This window comes from Ruminococcus sp. NATIVEDY161, from assembly GCF_045819895.1.
In the GTDB taxonomy this organism is placed as follows: Bacteria; Bacillota; Clostridia; order Oscillospirales; family Acutalibacteraceae; genus Ruminococcoides.
Window position 1 is genome coordinate 1,054,768 of the sequence record NZ_CP162392.1, and the last position, 14,219, is coordinate 1,068,986.

General features: G+C 39.4%; 16 protein-coding genes. 3 read left to right on the top strand and 13 right to left on the bottom strand.

All coding sequences use genetic code 11. The features are described from left to right. Positions 1–101: 101 nt before the first annotated feature. Genes tnpA through tnpC form a run of 3 tightly spaced genes read left to right on the top strand, consistent with a single transcriptional unit; the run spans position 102 to position 2,412 of the window. Entirely contained in the window at positions 102–431 is a 330-nt protein-coding gene (tnpA, locus tag AB1I50_RS05145; RefSeq protein ID WP_407723759.1) for an IS66 family insertion sequence element accessory protein TnpA, read from the top strand. Then, positions 425–778, top strand: coding sequence for an IS66 family insertion sequence element accessory protein TnpB (gene tnpB / locus AB1I50_RS05150; protein WP_407723760.1), 354 nt, complete (start codon positions 425–427; stop codon positions 776–778). The genes tnpA and tnpB overlap by 7 nt, the downstream gene beginning before the upstream one ends. Before the next feature lie 59 nt (positions 779–837). Beyond that, on the top strand, positions 838–2,412 hold the full coding sequence (tnpC, locus tag AB1I50_RS05155) for an IS66 family transposase (RefSeq protein ID WP_407725146.1): 1,575 nt from the start codon (positions 838–840) through the stop codon (positions 2,410–2,412). Between the two features lie 453 nt (positions 2,413–2,865). Here the strand turns inward: tnpC and AB1I50_RS05160 are convergent, their stop codons facing one another. The 13 genes from AB1I50_RS05160 to AB1I50_RS05220 are packed head-to-tail and all read right to left on the bottom strand — an operon-like array spanning position 2,866 to position 14,211. After that, the gene (locus tag AB1I50_RS05160) at positions 2,866–3,705 is read right to left on the bottom strand and encodes a toll/interleukin-1 receptor domain-containing protein (RefSeq protein ID WP_407725147.1); all 840 of its coding nucleotides are present in this window, start codon (positions 3,703–3,705) and stop codon (positions 2,866–2,868) included. Positions 3,706–3,745: 40 nt separating this feature from the next. After that, the gene (locus AB1I50_RS05165) at positions 3,746–4,735 is read right to left on the bottom strand and encodes an acyltransferase family protein (protein ID WP_407725148.1); all 990 of its coding nucleotides are present in this window, start codon (positions 4,733–4,735) and stop codon (positions 3,746–3,748) included. 54 nt (positions 4,736–4,789) lie between these two features. After that, positions 4,790–5,392, bottom strand: a complete 603-nt coding sequence (rfbC, locus tag AB1I50_RS05170; RefSeq protein ID WP_407725149.1) for a dTDP-4-dehydrorhamnose 3,5-epimerase — start codon at positions 5,390–5,392, stop codon at positions 4,790–4,792. Continuing rightward, a complete protein-coding gene (gene rfbD / locus AB1I50_RS05175) occupies positions 5,392–6,267 on the bottom strand; it encodes a dTDP-4-dehydrorhamnose reductase (protein ID WP_407725150.1) in 876 nt (291 codons plus the stop codon). Before rfbD ends, rfbC begins: the two co-directional genes overlap by 1 nt. Positions 6,268–6,299: 32 nt before the next feature. Next, positions 6,300–7,112, bottom strand: coding sequence for a CatB-related O-acetyltransferase (locus tag AB1I50_RS05180; RefSeq protein WP_407725151.1), 813 nt, complete (start codon positions 7,110–7,112; stop codon positions 6,300–6,302). A gap of 11 nt (positions 7,113–7,123) precedes the next feature. Beyond that, positions 7,124–8,371 (bottom strand): glycosyltransferase 61 family protein, encoded by a 1,248-nt coding sequence (locus AB1I50_RS05185; protein ID WP_407725152.1) that lies wholly within the window; start codon positions 8,369–8,371, stop codon positions 7,124–7,126. A gap of 42 nt (positions 8,372–8,413) precedes the next feature. Continuing rightward, positions 8,414–8,884, bottom strand: a complete 471-nt coding sequence (locus AB1I50_RS05190) for a KdsC family phosphatase (RefSeq protein WP_407725153.1) — start codon at positions 8,882–8,884, stop codon at positions 8,414–8,416. Continuing rightward, entirely contained in the window at positions 8,881–9,858 is a 978-nt protein-coding gene (locus AB1I50_RS05195) for a KpsF/GutQ family sugar-phosphate isomerase (protein ID WP_407725154.1), read from the bottom strand. The genes AB1I50_RS05190 and AB1I50_RS05195 overlap by 4 nt, the downstream gene beginning before the upstream one ends. Continuing rightward, a complete protein-coding gene (gene kdsA / locus AB1I50_RS05200; RefSeq protein ID WP_407725155.1) occupies positions 9,858–10,631 on the bottom strand; it encodes a 3-deoxy-8-phosphooctulonate synthase in 774 nt (257 codons plus the stop codon). Before kdsA ends, AB1I50_RS05195 begins: the two co-directional genes overlap by 1 nt. Before the next feature lie 7 nt (positions 10,632–10,638). Beyond that, on the bottom strand, positions 10,639–11,376 hold the full coding sequence (locus AB1I50_RS05205) for a 3-deoxy-manno-octulosonate cytidylyltransferase (protein ID WP_407725156.1): 738 nt from the start codon (positions 11,374–11,376) through the stop codon (positions 10,639–10,641). 2 nt (positions 11,377–11,378) lie between these two features. After that, the gene (locus tag AB1I50_RS05210) at positions 11,379–12,344 is read right to left on the bottom strand and encodes a glycosyltransferase family 2 protein (RefSeq protein ID WP_407725157.1); all 966 of its coding nucleotides are present in this window, start codon (positions 12,342–12,344) and stop codon (positions 11,379–11,381) included. Further along, entirely contained in the window at positions 12,337–13,329 is a 993-nt protein-coding gene (locus AB1I50_RS05215) for a glycosyltransferase family 2 protein (protein WP_407725158.1), read from the bottom strand. The genes AB1I50_RS05210 and AB1I50_RS05215 overlap by 8 nt, the downstream gene beginning before the upstream one ends. 3 nt (positions 13,330–13,332) lie before the next feature. Further along, on the bottom strand, positions 13,333–14,211 hold the full coding sequence (locus AB1I50_RS05220; protein WP_407725159.1) for a glycosyltransferase family 8 protein: 879 nt from the start codon (positions 14,209–14,211) through the stop codon (positions 13,333–13,335). Between the last annotated feature and the right edge of the window lie 8 nt (positions 14,212–14,219).

The window sequence follows — 14,219 nt, forward strand, 5'->3', positions numbered from 1 at the left end:
ATGTGAGAAAATATAAGCAAAAACGAAGTGTGCGGTTGTAGTCAACTGTATTCGAACGGAAACAATCGTATGCAATCGCACACAATTGTACGGGGTGGATCATGTCAAAAGGCATACAAATTATCAAGGAAAACAATAATCTTGCAGAATGGTCACGGCAGGTTGAAGAGTGTCGCAACAGCGGACTGAGTGTGCGCTCATGGTGCGAGCGGCATCAGATCGCTGTCAGCACCTTCCACTATCGCCGGCAGAAGGTTTGGAAAGCGTTGCAAAATAGTTCTCAGTTTGTCGAAGTCCCGCTATCCTTCGATGAGAGCCATAATAACAACATCGCGGCGTCGGTAAAAATCGGAAGCATCTGTGCTGAAGTGCATAACGGCGCAGATGAAGCTACACTCGCCGCACTGTTTCGCATACTCAAATCATGTTAAGCGATTTCAGCGGAGCAAAGGTCTACCTTGCCTGCGGCTACACGGATCTTCGCCGTGGTATCGACGGTCTGGCGACTATCATTGAACAGCAGTTTAAACTTGATCCGTGTTCCGACGCACTGTTCCTGTTTTGCGGCAGACGGACTGACAGAATCAAAGCGCTCTACTGGGAGGGAGACGGCTTTCTTTTGCTCTACAAGCGGCTTGAAAAGGGTAAGTTCCAATGGCCTCGTAGTGAGAATGAGGCGCTCGGTATTACTCCTCAGCAGTACCGCTGGCTGATGGAAGGACTGAGTATCCGGCAGCCGAAGGCACACCGGAAAATGGAGAAAATAAAGTTCGGATAATCGCTCATAAATCCGCATAAGCACTGGACTTTTCAGCGTTTTTGTGGTATAATAATATCATGAAAAACGAAGTAAAAAGCAGTGAAACTGTAACGATTTCTAAAGCTGAATATGAGTCGCTGAAATCTCACTGCGCTCAGCTCGAATCCGAATTGAACTGGCTGAAAGAACAGCTTTTGATCAATAAAAAGAAAACCTTTGGTTCAAGCTCAGAGCGTATGGAAGATCTCTATGCAGGTATCTCTCTGCTTTTTAACGAAGCGGAGCTAATAGAGGACATCGGGAATAAAACTGCTGAGACAACAGTCAAGGAGCATACCCGAAAGAAAAAGACCGGCTGCTTCGACAAGCTTCCCGAGAACATAGAAACCTACACTGTTGAACACGAGCTCAGCGAAGAAGAACGCAAGTGTCCTGAATGTGGTGAAGAGATGGAAGTCATCGGTAAGAAGGTCACCAAGCACCTTGAGATAATCCCGGCAAAAGCCGTCATCCGTGAGGATGTATACTTCACCTACGCGTGCAGGAAGTGTCATGAGAACGAAGCAGATACACCGGTTGTAGAAACACCTCAGCCAAATCCGGTCATCAAAGGCAGTTTTGCCTCTGCGGAAGCAATAGCTCATCTGATGACACAGAAGTTTGTGATGCACTCTCCGCTATATCGCCAGGAACAGGAATTAAAGCAGAAGGGCATTGAACTGTCGAGACAGACGATGTCGAACTGGTTCATCACCGCTTCAAAGCTCTGGCTGGAGCCGCTGTATGAGAGAATGAAAGAGCTGCTCCTCAAAGAAAGTGTTCTCCATGCGGACGAGACTACCTTACAAGTGCTCAAAACAAAGGATAAGCCGACAGCGACAAAGAGCTACATGTGGTTGTACCGGACGAGCGGATGTTGTGAGACGCCGATTGTTCTCTATGACTATCGACCGAACCGCAAGGCGGAGAATGCCGAGAGCTTCTTAAAAGAGTTTAAAGGTTATCTGCATACAGACGGCTACAAAGCATACCGCGGAATCGAAAATGTTACAATCGTCGGCTGTTGGGCACATGCCAGAAGAAGATTCTGCGAGGCGCTGGAGGTTCTGCCGGAAGCACAACGCAAGGGTTCGACGGCAGCTATCGGTCTGGATTACTGCGGTAAGCTGTATGCGATTGAAAAGAAAATGAAGGACAAGAGTCCGAAAGATAAACTGAAAGAGCGACAGGAGCAAGCAAAACCGCTTCTGGACGCGTTCTTTGCGTGGGCAAAATCTCTTCGGAACATTGCTCCGAAGAGTAAGCTCGGTAAAGCAGTTCATTATCTGATCGAAGAAGAGCCGTACCTGCGACGTTACATCGAGGACGGCAGGCTGGAAATCGACAACAACCGCGCCGAGCGCAGCATCAAACCGTTTGTTATCGGCAGAAAAAACTGGCTGTTCGCCAATACACCGTCGGGTGCCAAAGCAAGCGCTACCGTTTTCAGCATCATCGAAACAGCGAAGGAAAACAGATTGGATCCTTACGAGTATCTCAAGTTCATATTCACAAAAGCGCCCAACCTGAAGAAAAATGAATCCATAGATACCCTCCTGCCGTGGAACGCGCCGGATGACTGCCGCTCTAAATCGGCATGTTCAACTGAATAAAATACCCTAAAATAATCTCATCCGCCACAGTACCAACCGGTATCTGTGGCGGATGTTTCTTTACCTCATTTGACGCTTACCTCTGTTCCATCAAAACACCACTAAATGATTATACCCTATTATACCCTTTCTGTGATAGTCTGCCAAGGGTATAATAGGGTATGAAAAAACAAAGAAATAGATTATACTGCAGAAAGCTTATACTTCGCTTTCTGCTGATATTAGCGTTTCGAACAAATATGTGAATTTTTAACAAAAATTTCGCTATTTTGTTCTAATTCTTTTACATGGACCTGATGATTACACCACGTCGGTGAAACCTGATTTTTCCCATTCCTATGCGGTTTTTGGTAGTATAGCATGAGGTGGAAGGAAAGTCAAGGGAGAATGTTCTTTTTCTCCTGAAGCTCTCTTTCAATTTACAAATCAAGCGAATTCTCGTTCAGCAAAAACTCATAAAGTCCGAGATGAAGGATTCCTTCCCAATCTGTTCAAACGTTCCTTCACAGCATTGATACCCGTATACTTATTTGGATTATTAGTATCCGAAATATAATCTAAAAAAATTCCTATGTCGCTTTTTATGGTCGAGATTCTTCTCAAATCCTCACTAGCCTTTATTGAATCCTCAGGAGGAATAGATTTTATTCTTACTGATAGTTCTTTATATTCGTTATTCCAAAACTCAGTATATGTTAATCTATCCGAAGCGTTATAGATTTTTACATCATCCCATACAATAGTTAACAGTTTATTTTTCCAACTATTATCCTTCATCATTTCAATGATTTCATACATACAATTGGCAGATTTAAGATACCTATCTGATATTACTGCAATTATCAAGTCATGCTCTCTTATAGAATCCATGAACTCCTTAAAGCTATCCCAGTAACCAACCTCATTAATATCACGAGAAACCAATGAATAATCCCTTAATTCATCTTCCAAAACATCTATGAATTCCTTGCAGGAATTCTGATTATAAGAAATAAAAACTTTTTGATTTTTTATCTCATGCTCTTTCTTGTAACAATCGATAAATTGGATTCCTTTTTCAGTTATTTGGGCATTATCATAGAATGGAATTAAGATTTCATTTCCCTTACCTCGTGAAAAATTCATTCCAGAAAGGTAATCGGATTTATCGATAAAATCAAGAATTGAAAACAAATCTTCCTTCTCACATTGAATTTTTGATGCAAGTTCTGGAAACTTTATTTTCGGATTGTTTAAAATTTCATTAATTACTATATAGCACTTCTGGTTATGCGATTCAATTGAAAAACTCAATATCATCACCTAAAAAACTAAAATATGTAGATTTGTTGAATTATAAATGCGTTTTCTTTATTCTTGCTTTGATGAGCATCAATATCAATGATAGTAAAACTGATATAATCGCCGTACCCAAAAACAATATAATTGAACTTGGAACTATATCTATAAACAGTTCCACAATCATCGGATGGAAGCAATAAATGATTAAGCTTGCAGAGCCAAGCAGGGTACATACTTTGCCATTCAGATTCCAATTAATTTGAGAAATCAAAGAAAACAAAAAATATGCCGTAGGAAAAGTCATAAATATGAAGGAAACACTTTCCTGTCCAAACACCTTCAAGGTAAAAGCTTCAACTGTTAACAAGCTAAATGATACAATAAATACAACTAGCGAGAACTTTAAGGAAATCTTTTTCTGTGAGATAAAGAAGCCTAACAACAGCAACGGTAGTAACAAGAATACCGCATCGAACAGCGCGCTAAACTTGCCTCCGATTCCAAAAATAGTTTGTATAAATGTTGGAAGCCATTGAGTATAACCATAGGAAATTGCTTTGATGATATAAAGCGCTATCATTAACGCAAAAAGCAGTTTCCTGTTTTTTATAAATCTAACGCACAGATAAAACAGCGGAAGCGCATAAATCAAACTTATTAGATACCACAAGTGATAGTGGCAACCTTGGGTTACAGTTGCAAGCGCATAATCCTTAAATGCACCAAATGACATCCAGCCTGTCTTTATCCATGTCGGAATGGAATAGAGCAAATACAAAAGAGTCCACAAAGCATAAAGCTTTATCATCTTCCACTCCTGCTTTTTAATCGGTTTTGCTCTAAATTCATTCTTCGCTAATGATTTAGACAAGAAATATCCAGAGCAAACAGCAAAGAAAGGCACTGCCAAACGGCAAACGATATCCACAAAAGCAAAATTCAAAGTATCATTAATATCAACAAAAAGATTTGTATGAATACCAATGATTAAAATCGAGGATATGAACTTGAATAAATCAATTGTGTAATTTCTATCATTCAATTATAAAACTCCTCAATCACAAAAAAAGCTTTGTTTTATTATTTATTATCTATATCAAAACACAAATGCATCTTTCAAGCCCAACCACTTTTGATCTTTGTCAGAAAGATTCAGCGGTGTTCCGTCGCTCATCGCATATCCATCGCCTTTACAATTACCTTGGTATTCACCGGTTAGGTCAGGCCACTCAATGCCGATTTCAGGATCATTCCATGCAAGTCCACCCTCATCGCCGGGATGGTAAAAATCCGTGCATTTATAGCAGAAGGTTGCAGTATCAGACAAAACTAAAAAGCCGTGAGCAAAGCCTTCGGAAATATAAAACTGCTTTTTGTTCTCAGCACTTAAAATCTCGCCATACCATTGACCATATGTAGGGCTGTCCTTGCGCAAGTCAACTGTAACATCAAAAACAGCCCCCTCGAACACACGCACAAGCTTACCTTGAGGATATTGCTTCTGAAAATGCAGTCCTCTCAAAACGCCTTTCTTTGACATACTCTGGTTGTCCTGCACAAATACCATATCAAGACCTGCTTCCTGCATATCCTGTTGGTTGTATGTCTCCATAAAATAGCCTCTCGCATCTCCGTGCACAGTCGGCTCAATGATATACAAACCCTCAATTGGAGCTTGTATAACTTTAATCTGTCCCATTATAAATCTACTTCCTCCAAATATCTTTTAACCGCGTCCTGCCATGTCGGCAACGGCTCAAATCCCATTTCTGTTAATTTACTCTTATCAAGTCGGCTGTTGAAAGGTCTTGCAGCTTTGCTTAAGCCGTATTCATCTGTCGTGACAGGAATAACTTTCGTTTTCAAGCCATACTGCTTGTAAAACTCACAACAGAAATCATACCAACTGATATAACCGCCCTCATTTGTAGCGTGATAATATCCGTATTTATCGGTCTCAACCATATCGACCAGCAATCGAGCTAAATCATGTGTATAGGTTGGTGTGCCAATTTGGTCATTAACAACGCGAACGGTATCATATTTCTTTCCCACGTTAATCATTGTCTTTATGAAATTCTTACCGTTCAAACCAAACACCCATGCTATACGAACAATGAAGAATTTATCAAGCAACTCTGCAACAGCCAACTCGCCCTCTAACTTTGTCTGTCCGTAGTAATTGAGCGGTGCAAAATCTATGCAATCCGCCTTCCACGGTTCAGTTCCTTGACCGTTGAAAACATAGTCGGTACTAATGTAAATCATCTTGCAATCAAGTTGTTTACAGACCTCAGCGATATTCCGAGTACCGGTTACATTAACGGCATATACCTTTTCTCTGTTGTCTTCGTCCTCAGCCACATCTACCGCTGTCCATGCAGCGCAGTGAATTACTGCGTCAGGTCTAATATCACATAGTACTTTTTCAACAGCATTTTTATCTGTAATATCTAATTTTATATCGGCTGATTCAGTTATATCAGAACCGAAAACCTCATATTCTCGGCGTTTCAGCTCATTCATAACATCATATCCGAGCTGACCGCCGACGCCGGTTACAAATGCTTTCATATCTACATCTACCTATAAGTAAAATCCCTATTTTAAGAAACTTTCTCATAATTATTTCCCATTACTATTAGAAGAAATATTAATGCAATTACTTCTCTGTCTGTCTGTCTGTCTGTCTGTCTGTCTGTCTGTCTGTCTGTCAACAGATTATCGCTTTTTCTCTCTGACGTGTCAATACTTATAATTTCTTTTCTGTGAGAATTATATAATTCCGAATTAAAAAAATCATTATCTAATTTACAACAAAATAGTTTCTTATATTTTATAATTTCATCTTCTTGTAAACCGGAATAATCAAAGGCTAATAACTTTTTTATTGTATCTTCATCAAATCGATATTTAACCACTTTATTTCCAACGTAAATAGCATAGGGTGGCACATCCTTAGCAACCACACTTCCTGCACCGATTACCGCACCTTGCCCGATTGTAACGCCGGATAATACCAATGCGTTTTGACCAATCCATACATCATCCTGAACTACTATCGGTCCCTTAGTAGGCGCAGTACTTTTTTCACCTATGTTATAGTAATGAGAAAACGGATAACTCGAAAGTCTGTCCAAGTGATGATTTCCTCCTGTCAAAAACAGAACGCCTTCCGCAATTGAGCAATAATTGCCAATAGATAAATGTTCATCCTTTCCCCAAAACCATCTCACATCAATATTGCCATAGGTCCCTTTACCCACAGAAATTACTTCATGAATATTATAATCCTCAGGAAAAACCATTGGTGCAAGAGTCGTAAAATTATGTTTGTTTTTATCTCTCCAGTTGCTACTCCATTGCTGACGCTTTTTTCTATCTTTATATTTTTCTATAACTAATGAAACAATTCCCATTGCATTTTTCCTCAATTTTTAGAAATCATCATTTTCTTTATTTTAAAAACCATACGGTTGTATAACGACATTCTGAATGCTTTTTTAGATTTTACTGTATCGTTATATGCCTCGCGTGTCATATCTATAATGTACTGACGATACATCCAGTCGGGCGGTAATTCGACATTAAAATCAAAATAATATGCAAGATATCTTTTGAAAATCCGTTTAAATTTCCATTCGGACAATGGTTTACCTAATTTCATTCCATTATCTCTTGCGTATTGATTAAGAAAATTTGTGTAATCAAAGATAAAGGGTCCAGCTGAACCTACCGTAAAAATGCTTCTACATGCATCAATAAAAACAGTTTTACAATCTGTAACTTTCGCTATCATCACCTGATAAGGGTTATAAAATGCCTGTTTTTCTATACATATCGTCGTTTGATTTTGAGTACCGAATAATTGATTATGTAACAAAGAACTGGCAATACCCGCAAAGTATTTAGCATTTTGCAGAATTCCTATGGTATCAATTAACGATAACTGTTCAGGATAAAAAATACAGTATCCATTCTTTTTAAAATAATTATCTAAGAACTTCTCATTAAGATTAGACTCTGCACTAATCGGTAGCTTTCTTTTTGAGAAAAAAACCTTATCATATTTCTCACCAGAGTACAATTCGAGTCCCTTTTTGTTGATAAATTGATATAAATCAATAAACTCCTGAGTATAGTGGTCGTTATACACCAGCCCTTCTTCAGGTACAATAACTTTCTTAAACTTTGTAGGTTTATTGATTATTCTTACTTTATCTGAAATTCCAAGCAATTTTAAAAACTCAAAGTAATTACCTGAGAATTGCTTATTGCCATCAAGAGAATCAATAAAAACATACGCATCTACGCTCTTATCATTTTTCAGGGCATACCATAGCCGAGAAACAACCTCTGTTATAAAATGTCCCCAAACTTTATTAAAAAAACCACAATAAACAACCGTTTCATTTGATTCTTCTATACCATATTTAGACGGATTGTAATAACCTTGAACTCTGGCTTTTTGTTTTGACAGTTCAACGTATTTGCCGTTTTCGTCCATCACACCGCCGCGACCATGTGACACATCATAGTCATCAAATTTTACAGCAGGAAGAATAGTCGCATTATCGTAAGTTTCTACAATCGCGCTATCAACTTTGTGAAATTTATCCCTTGCTTCGGCAATCGCTTTTGCTTTTGAAGGATAAACATAATCTAAAATATAACTCATTGGTATTTTCCCTTTTTCTCATAAAAATACATCTTTATTCTTTTATGTAGCCATTAAATTTGATATTTTAATAAATCCCCTCACAGCCCCATCGCCGCCATTGTGCTTACAAACATATGTAACTACCCGCTTAACTTCCTCCACCGCATCCGCAGGGCAAGCCGTTACACCGCAATAATCTATACATTCCAAATCATTCAAATCGTCACCAATATAGGCGATTTGTTCGGGAGCGACGTTGAATTTCTCAGCAACTATCTTCAACTGAGCAAGCTTATCACCTACCCCTTGATAGAATTCGGTAATGCCGAGCTCTTTTGCGCGGTTTTCAACTATTTTTGACTTTCTACCGGTGATAATAACAGGGATAATGCCCATTTCGGGTAGCATATGAGCAATGGCGTAGCCGTCCTTGACATTAAACGCTTTCATAATTTCGCCGTTTTCGCCCATGTATATTTTGCCATCGGTGAGGGTGCCGTCAACGTCCATGACGAATAGCTTTATCTTCATCTGACAATACCCGCCTTAAAAATATCCTGCATAAGAATCGTACCGACGAGCTTGTTTTCCTCGTCCACAACAGGCATACAGGTGATTTTCTTGTCACTCATGGTTTGCAAGGCGTTGACTGCCATTTCGCGGTAATCAACGGTGGTCGGATTTTTGGTCATGAGGTCATCGACAACAGCGTTATAAACATCAACATTCTTATCGAGCATTCGTCTGAGGTCGCCATCGGTAATGATGCCTTTGATGTTGTCTTCGGTATCGACAATTGTCACCATGCTCAAGCCTTTTTTGCTCATTTCGACAATTGCCTGATGGAGCGTTGAGCCTTCCGAAACAACCGCGTCTTCGTCGCCTGAGTACATTAGATTTTTGACCTTGACAAGCAACTTTTTACCAAGTGCACCGGCAGGATGATGGAGTCCAAAATCATCTCTTGTATAGTTAATCGCTCTTGACGCGATGACAGCCAAGGCATCGCCCAGAACGAGCAGCGTTGTCGTGCTTGAAGTCGGAGCAAGGTGCAAATAGCACGCTTCTTCAAACTCCGGGAAGAAGAAATGATACTGACACTCCTGCGCCAAGGTTGACTGCGGCTTGCCGGTAATTGCAATTGTCTTGCAGCCGATTTCTTTGAGTACAGGCATCAGACGCGTAACTTCTTCGCTCTCGCCGCTGTAGCTCATCAGCATGACAACGTCCTTTTTCTCCACCATGCCGAGGTCGCCGTGCATGGCTTCGCCCGGATGCATGAAGAAGGACGGAATGCCAAGGCTTGCAAAGGTCGCGGACATTTTCGTTGCAATGTGACCGGGCTTGCCCATTCCCGTGAGAATCAGCTTGCCCTCGCAATCGAGAATCAGGTTGAGAATCGACTCAAAATCCTTGCCGAGTGCGTCGCGCGTTTTTTGGAGCGCTTCGATTTCTTTATCAAAAACTTTTTTCGCTTCGTTTATGTAATCAAACTTTTTATCCATTATTCATTCACCGCTTCGTAAACTCTTTGAAGCTTTTTCAGTAATTCTTCCATTTCGCCGAGCGGCACCATGTTCGGACCGTCAGATTTTGCGTTATCGGGATCGGGATGTGTTTCCATAAACAAGCCGTCTACGCCGACTGAAACCGCCGCCTTCGCAAGATATTCGACATACTGTCGGTTGCCGCCGGTGCTGGTACCGTTGCCGCCAGGCTTTTGAACGCTGTGCGTCGCGTCAAAAATCACCGGAACACCCATATCCTTCATCACGCGCAAGCCGGTCATATCGACGACAAGCGTGTTGTAACCAAATGTCGTGCCGCGCTCACAGAGCATGACGTTATCATTACCTGACTGGCGCACCTTTTCCACGCAGTTCTTCATATCCCACGGAGCAAGGAACTGCGCTTTTTTGATATTGATACATTTTCCGGTCTTTGCCGCTGCGACAAGCAAATCGGTCTGACGGCAGAGAAAAGCCGGGATCTGGAGAATATCGCAAGCTTCCGCCGCTTTTTCTGCCTGCCACGGCTCGTGAATATCCGTGCAAATCGGGAGATTGTAAGTATTCTTCACCTTTTGAAGAATCCTCAGTCCTTCCTCAATGCCGGGGCCTCTGAAACCGCTGATAGAAGTGCGGTTTGCCTTGTCAAAAGAAGCCTTAAAGGTATAGGGAATGCCGAGCCTGTCCGTGATGTCCTTCATCTGCCTGGCGATGGAGAGCACCATCTCCTCTGACTCAATGACGCATGGACCTGCAATTAAACTAAACATATGTACCTCACTCTGCCATGTTGTGTTCAATCATGTAGCGCTCAACCTGTACTCTGTCCTTCGGTGTGTCGACGGAGAGCGTCTTGCAGTGAGCGTTGATGTAGTAGCAATCCTTGCGGTTCTCAATAAAGCGGAAGGAATCGTTTTCCTCGATTTTCTCAACAGGGCCGCGCGGTGTATCGTGATAATATTCGAGCGCTGCGTGCGTGAACGCGCCTACACCGACAAACTTCTGATAGGCATAATTCATCTCGCCCTTCGGGAACGGAATCGGCGCGCGGGAAATAAACAGACAAATACCGTCCTTGTTGGTGACGATTTTCAAATTGGTCGGGTCGACAACCTCAACCGGATTGGAGAAATCGGTCATGAGGTTGGACACATAGAAACCGTCCTCCGGGATTGTTTCGGGAATACACTTCACAATGTCCTCCGCAAGCACCAGAGGCTCATCACCGTTGACCATCACATAGAGATCAGCGTCAATTTTATGCGATACCTCCCACAAACGCTCGGTCGCCGTTTCGCAGTTATCGGAGGTCATGATAACCTTCGCACCGAAGCCCTCAGCGACGGATTTGATTTCCTCGCTGTCGGTGGCAACATATAACTCGTCGAGCACCGATACTTCTTTGCTGTGCTTCCAAACCCAGTAAACCATGGGCTTGCCGCAGATTAACGCCAAAGGCTTGTTATTGAATCGTGTCGACCCGCCGCGTGCGGGTATCATTCCGATGATTTTCATGGTTATTCTCCTCGCAATTTCTTATACAGCAAAAAAACATTAAAGCTATGTAAAGACAACATCGTTTTCAATTTGTTATTGCAACTATTTTCGCTTGTATTCTTTAGTGCATGAATAAACGCACTGTCCTTTAATATATAATTACCGTATCTTACTTTTTCTTTATAATCCGAATTACTCAAATCGTCTAAGCACTGGTAAAATCTAAAAAAGTATTCGTCAATAAAAGCTTGCTTGTCTCTTTCAGACACTACCTCTAGCCTTGGAAAATACAGTGTTTTCAAAGTATCATAATAGAACAAATCAGTTTTTCTCGACAAACTATCGCAATTATCATCATTCCAAAAATAAAGTCCTTGCGCAATATGATAAAAGCTTTTGCAATGTTTTATATACTGAATATTAAATAAAACATCCTCGCCAACAGATATATTTATTGGAAATCTAATATCGAATTCATTTATAACATCTTTTCTATATATTCTATTCCAACAACTATGAGAATAATTATTTGTATAATACATATAATAGTTTTCTAAACTGATTATTTGGTTTGTGCTTATGCTGTTTAGTTTATGAAGTATACATCTATCAGTAACAGAATTAAAAGTATAATACTCACAATTAACCCAAGAGTTACAATTATTTTTAATCCCATCCAGCAAAACCAGAATCCAGTTTTCGTCTACATAATCATCGCTGTCGCAAAACATGATATATTCACCTTTTGCAATTTCTATACCTTGATTACGCGCAGCAGAAACGCCTTCGTTTACCTTGTCTATCATAACGATTCGACTGTCTTTTGATTCATACTCTCGTAAAATATCAATGCTATTATCTGTGGAACCATCATTGATTAGTATGAGTTCAAAATCGCGGAATGTTTGATTAAGAATACTGTCAAGGCAACGATGTAAATACTTACTTGAGTTATAGACAGGAACAATAACGGAAGCTTTACACATTCTTTTTTCCTTTTTGCTTTTTTATCTGTGATATTATTAACCAATAATACTTCATTAATGTAGGATATGCGTATTCATAATACATTGGAGTCTTTTTTATTGAAAACCCAACTTGGTTTTTGTACTTTTTTAAGTGCTTACTCAGTTTCTTTCTCAATAAACATTTATAATGCCTATTCTCATAATCGTTATCTATTGCCTTAATGTGAATGCTACATGTATAAGCGATAGAATCTAAAACTTTTGCATACGCTTTCTTGAATCTGTTTTCTTTAAAAAAAGAAAGTTGGTTATCAAAAGCTTCAAAAGCATCCAGACGTCTTGTTGTCCAAGATACTTTTGTAATTCCAGCATTGTTAATAAAATATGAATACAACGGCTGATTCACAAAAGCGCAGTTTTCATATTGAAATAACAGTTTATACGTCGTAAACTCATCCTCATGCAATTTACCAACAGGATAGCGTATTTCTCGGAATAACTCTTTTTTATAGAGCTTTCCCCATGCGACAACTGCATTGACATTATGTTCACAAAAGAAATCTTCCGTATTGACTATCTCTGCTTCTAAATGACTTTCATCAACTTGAGGATTATCTCCTGTAGTTTCTTCATATGCACAAATACTGATCTCGCACCCGGTTTTCTTTACCGCATCATATAAAGCTTCCAGATATCTTGGATGGATCCAGTCGTCGCAGTCAATGAATGTGATCCATTCACTGTTGCTGTTCTCAAAAGCCCAATCAATCCCAACGTTGCGCGCATCGGAAAGCCCACCGTTTTCTTTATGAATCACATGAATTCTGTTATCTTTTTCTGCGTATTCGTCACAAATCTTCCCACAGTTATCGGGTGATCCATCATCTACAAGAATAAGCTCAAATTCAGTAAATGTTTGAGCAAGAATACTATCAATACAACGTTTTATGTATTTTTCAACTTTATAAACTGGAACCACAACAGTTATTTTACTATTCTTCATTTTTTATATACTAAAATACCCTTTCACATAAATTGTTAATTCACGAATAGTTTCAAGAATTTTACCTTTAAACGTTTTCTTACACACCGATTTATCTTTCTTACCACACCTCGATTTTGCTTTCCAGTAAATAAGTGAAGCTTCATTTATTACATCATAATCCCATGGCTTTTTTTCAGCATTATAATGCAATATATGAATATCCTTGAGTCTGTCCTTTGGAATAGTATTATCATACCTAATTTGATAATTGTATTTATAATAATCATCATACTTTAATTGATTAGCATATAAAATATTAAGAATATCTTGATCAAACCATTCAACCTTGTCCTTCAATTTGAAACACTCTCTCATCAATGCCTCTGCATTCGTTTCCTTTCTAAGTGATTCAAGATTCATTAACATCACTCCAGCATTAAAGTATACATGTTCTTTAGGCAATCCAAGCTTCTTTTTCAATTCTTTTCCTTGCTCAGTATTATTAATTCTTTCTTCGCATACAACATACTTCATACCATCAAAGCTCTGTGAGTAAAAATCTGAAATTTCTTTAAGTATAATTATATCGCCATCTAACCAAAGTACTCTATCAAGTTCATGTGGTAAAAGAAATTGAGCAAGTATCCTAAAATACGTTTCAACAGATAAGTGATATCCAATTGGATAATTTCCGAATGCAATATTTTTTACATCAATCTCAAAAAAATGCATTCTAAACTCTTTTTGAAGCCGTTCAGAAAAAGCATTCATATCTTCTTTTCCCACTCTATAGTTTAGGAAAAAGACATTAATCTCATCGTTTGCATTTCTTTTCAATGAATTTAACATTACACAATATTTATCTAAATATTTTTTATCCGAGGATATCAGTATATTCATAAAGCCTC

Bases quoted from the DNA above. Each gene is read 5' to 3' on its own strand.
- tnpA (WP_407723759.1), top strand. From the start codon at position 102: ATGTCAAAAGGCATACAAATTATCAAGGAAAACAATAATCTTGCAGAA.
- tnpB (WP_407723760.1), top strand. From the start codon at position 425: ATGTTAAGCGATTTCAGCGGAGCAAAGGTCTACCTTGCCTGCGGCTAC.
- tnpC (WP_407725146.1), top strand. From the start codon at position 838: ATGAAAAACGAAGTAAAAAGCAGTGAAACTGTAACGATTTCTAAAGCT.
- rfbC (WP_407725149.1), bottom strand. From the start codon at position 5,392: ATGGGACAGATTAAAGTTATACAAGCTCCAATTGAGGGTTTGTATATC.
- rfbD (WP_407725150.1), bottom strand. From the start codon at position 6,267: ATGAAAGCATTTGTAACCGGCGTCGGCGGTCAGCTCGGATATGATGTT.
- AB1I50_RS05180 (WP_407725151.1), bottom strand. From the start codon at position 7,112: ATGGGAATTGTTTCATTAGTTATAGAAAAATATAAAGATAGAAAAAAG.
- AB1I50_RS05185 (WP_407725152.1), bottom strand. From the start codon at position 8,371: ATGAGTTATATTTTAGATTATGTTTATCCTTCAAAAGCAAAAGCGATT.
- AB1I50_RS05190 (WP_407725153.1), bottom strand. From the start codon at position 8,884: ATGAAGATAAAGCTATTCGTCATGGACGTTGACGGCACCCTCACCGAT.
- AB1I50_RS05195 (WP_407725154.1), bottom strand. From the start codon at position 9,858: ATGGATAAAAAGTTTGATTACATAAACGAAGCGAAAAAAGTTTTTGAT.
- kdsA (WP_407725155.1), bottom strand. From the start codon at position 10,631: ATGTTTAGTTTAATTGCAGGTCCATGCGTCATTGAGTCAGAGGAGATG.
- AB1I50_RS05205 (WP_407725156.1), bottom strand. From the start codon at position 11,376: ATGAAAATCATCGGAATGATACCCGCACGCGGCGGGTCGACACGATTC.
- AB1I50_RS05210 (WP_407725157.1), bottom strand. From the start codon at position 12,344: ATGTGTAAAGCTTCCGTTATTGTTCCTGTCTATAACTCAAGTAAGTAT.
- AB1I50_RS05215 (WP_407725158.1), bottom strand. From the start codon at position 13,329: ATGAAGAATAGTAAAATAACTGTTGTGGTTCCAGTTTATAAAGTTGAA.
- AB1I50_RS05220 (WP_407725159.1), bottom strand. From the start codon at position 14,211: ATGAATATACTGATATCCTCGGATAAAAAATATTTAGATAAATATTGT.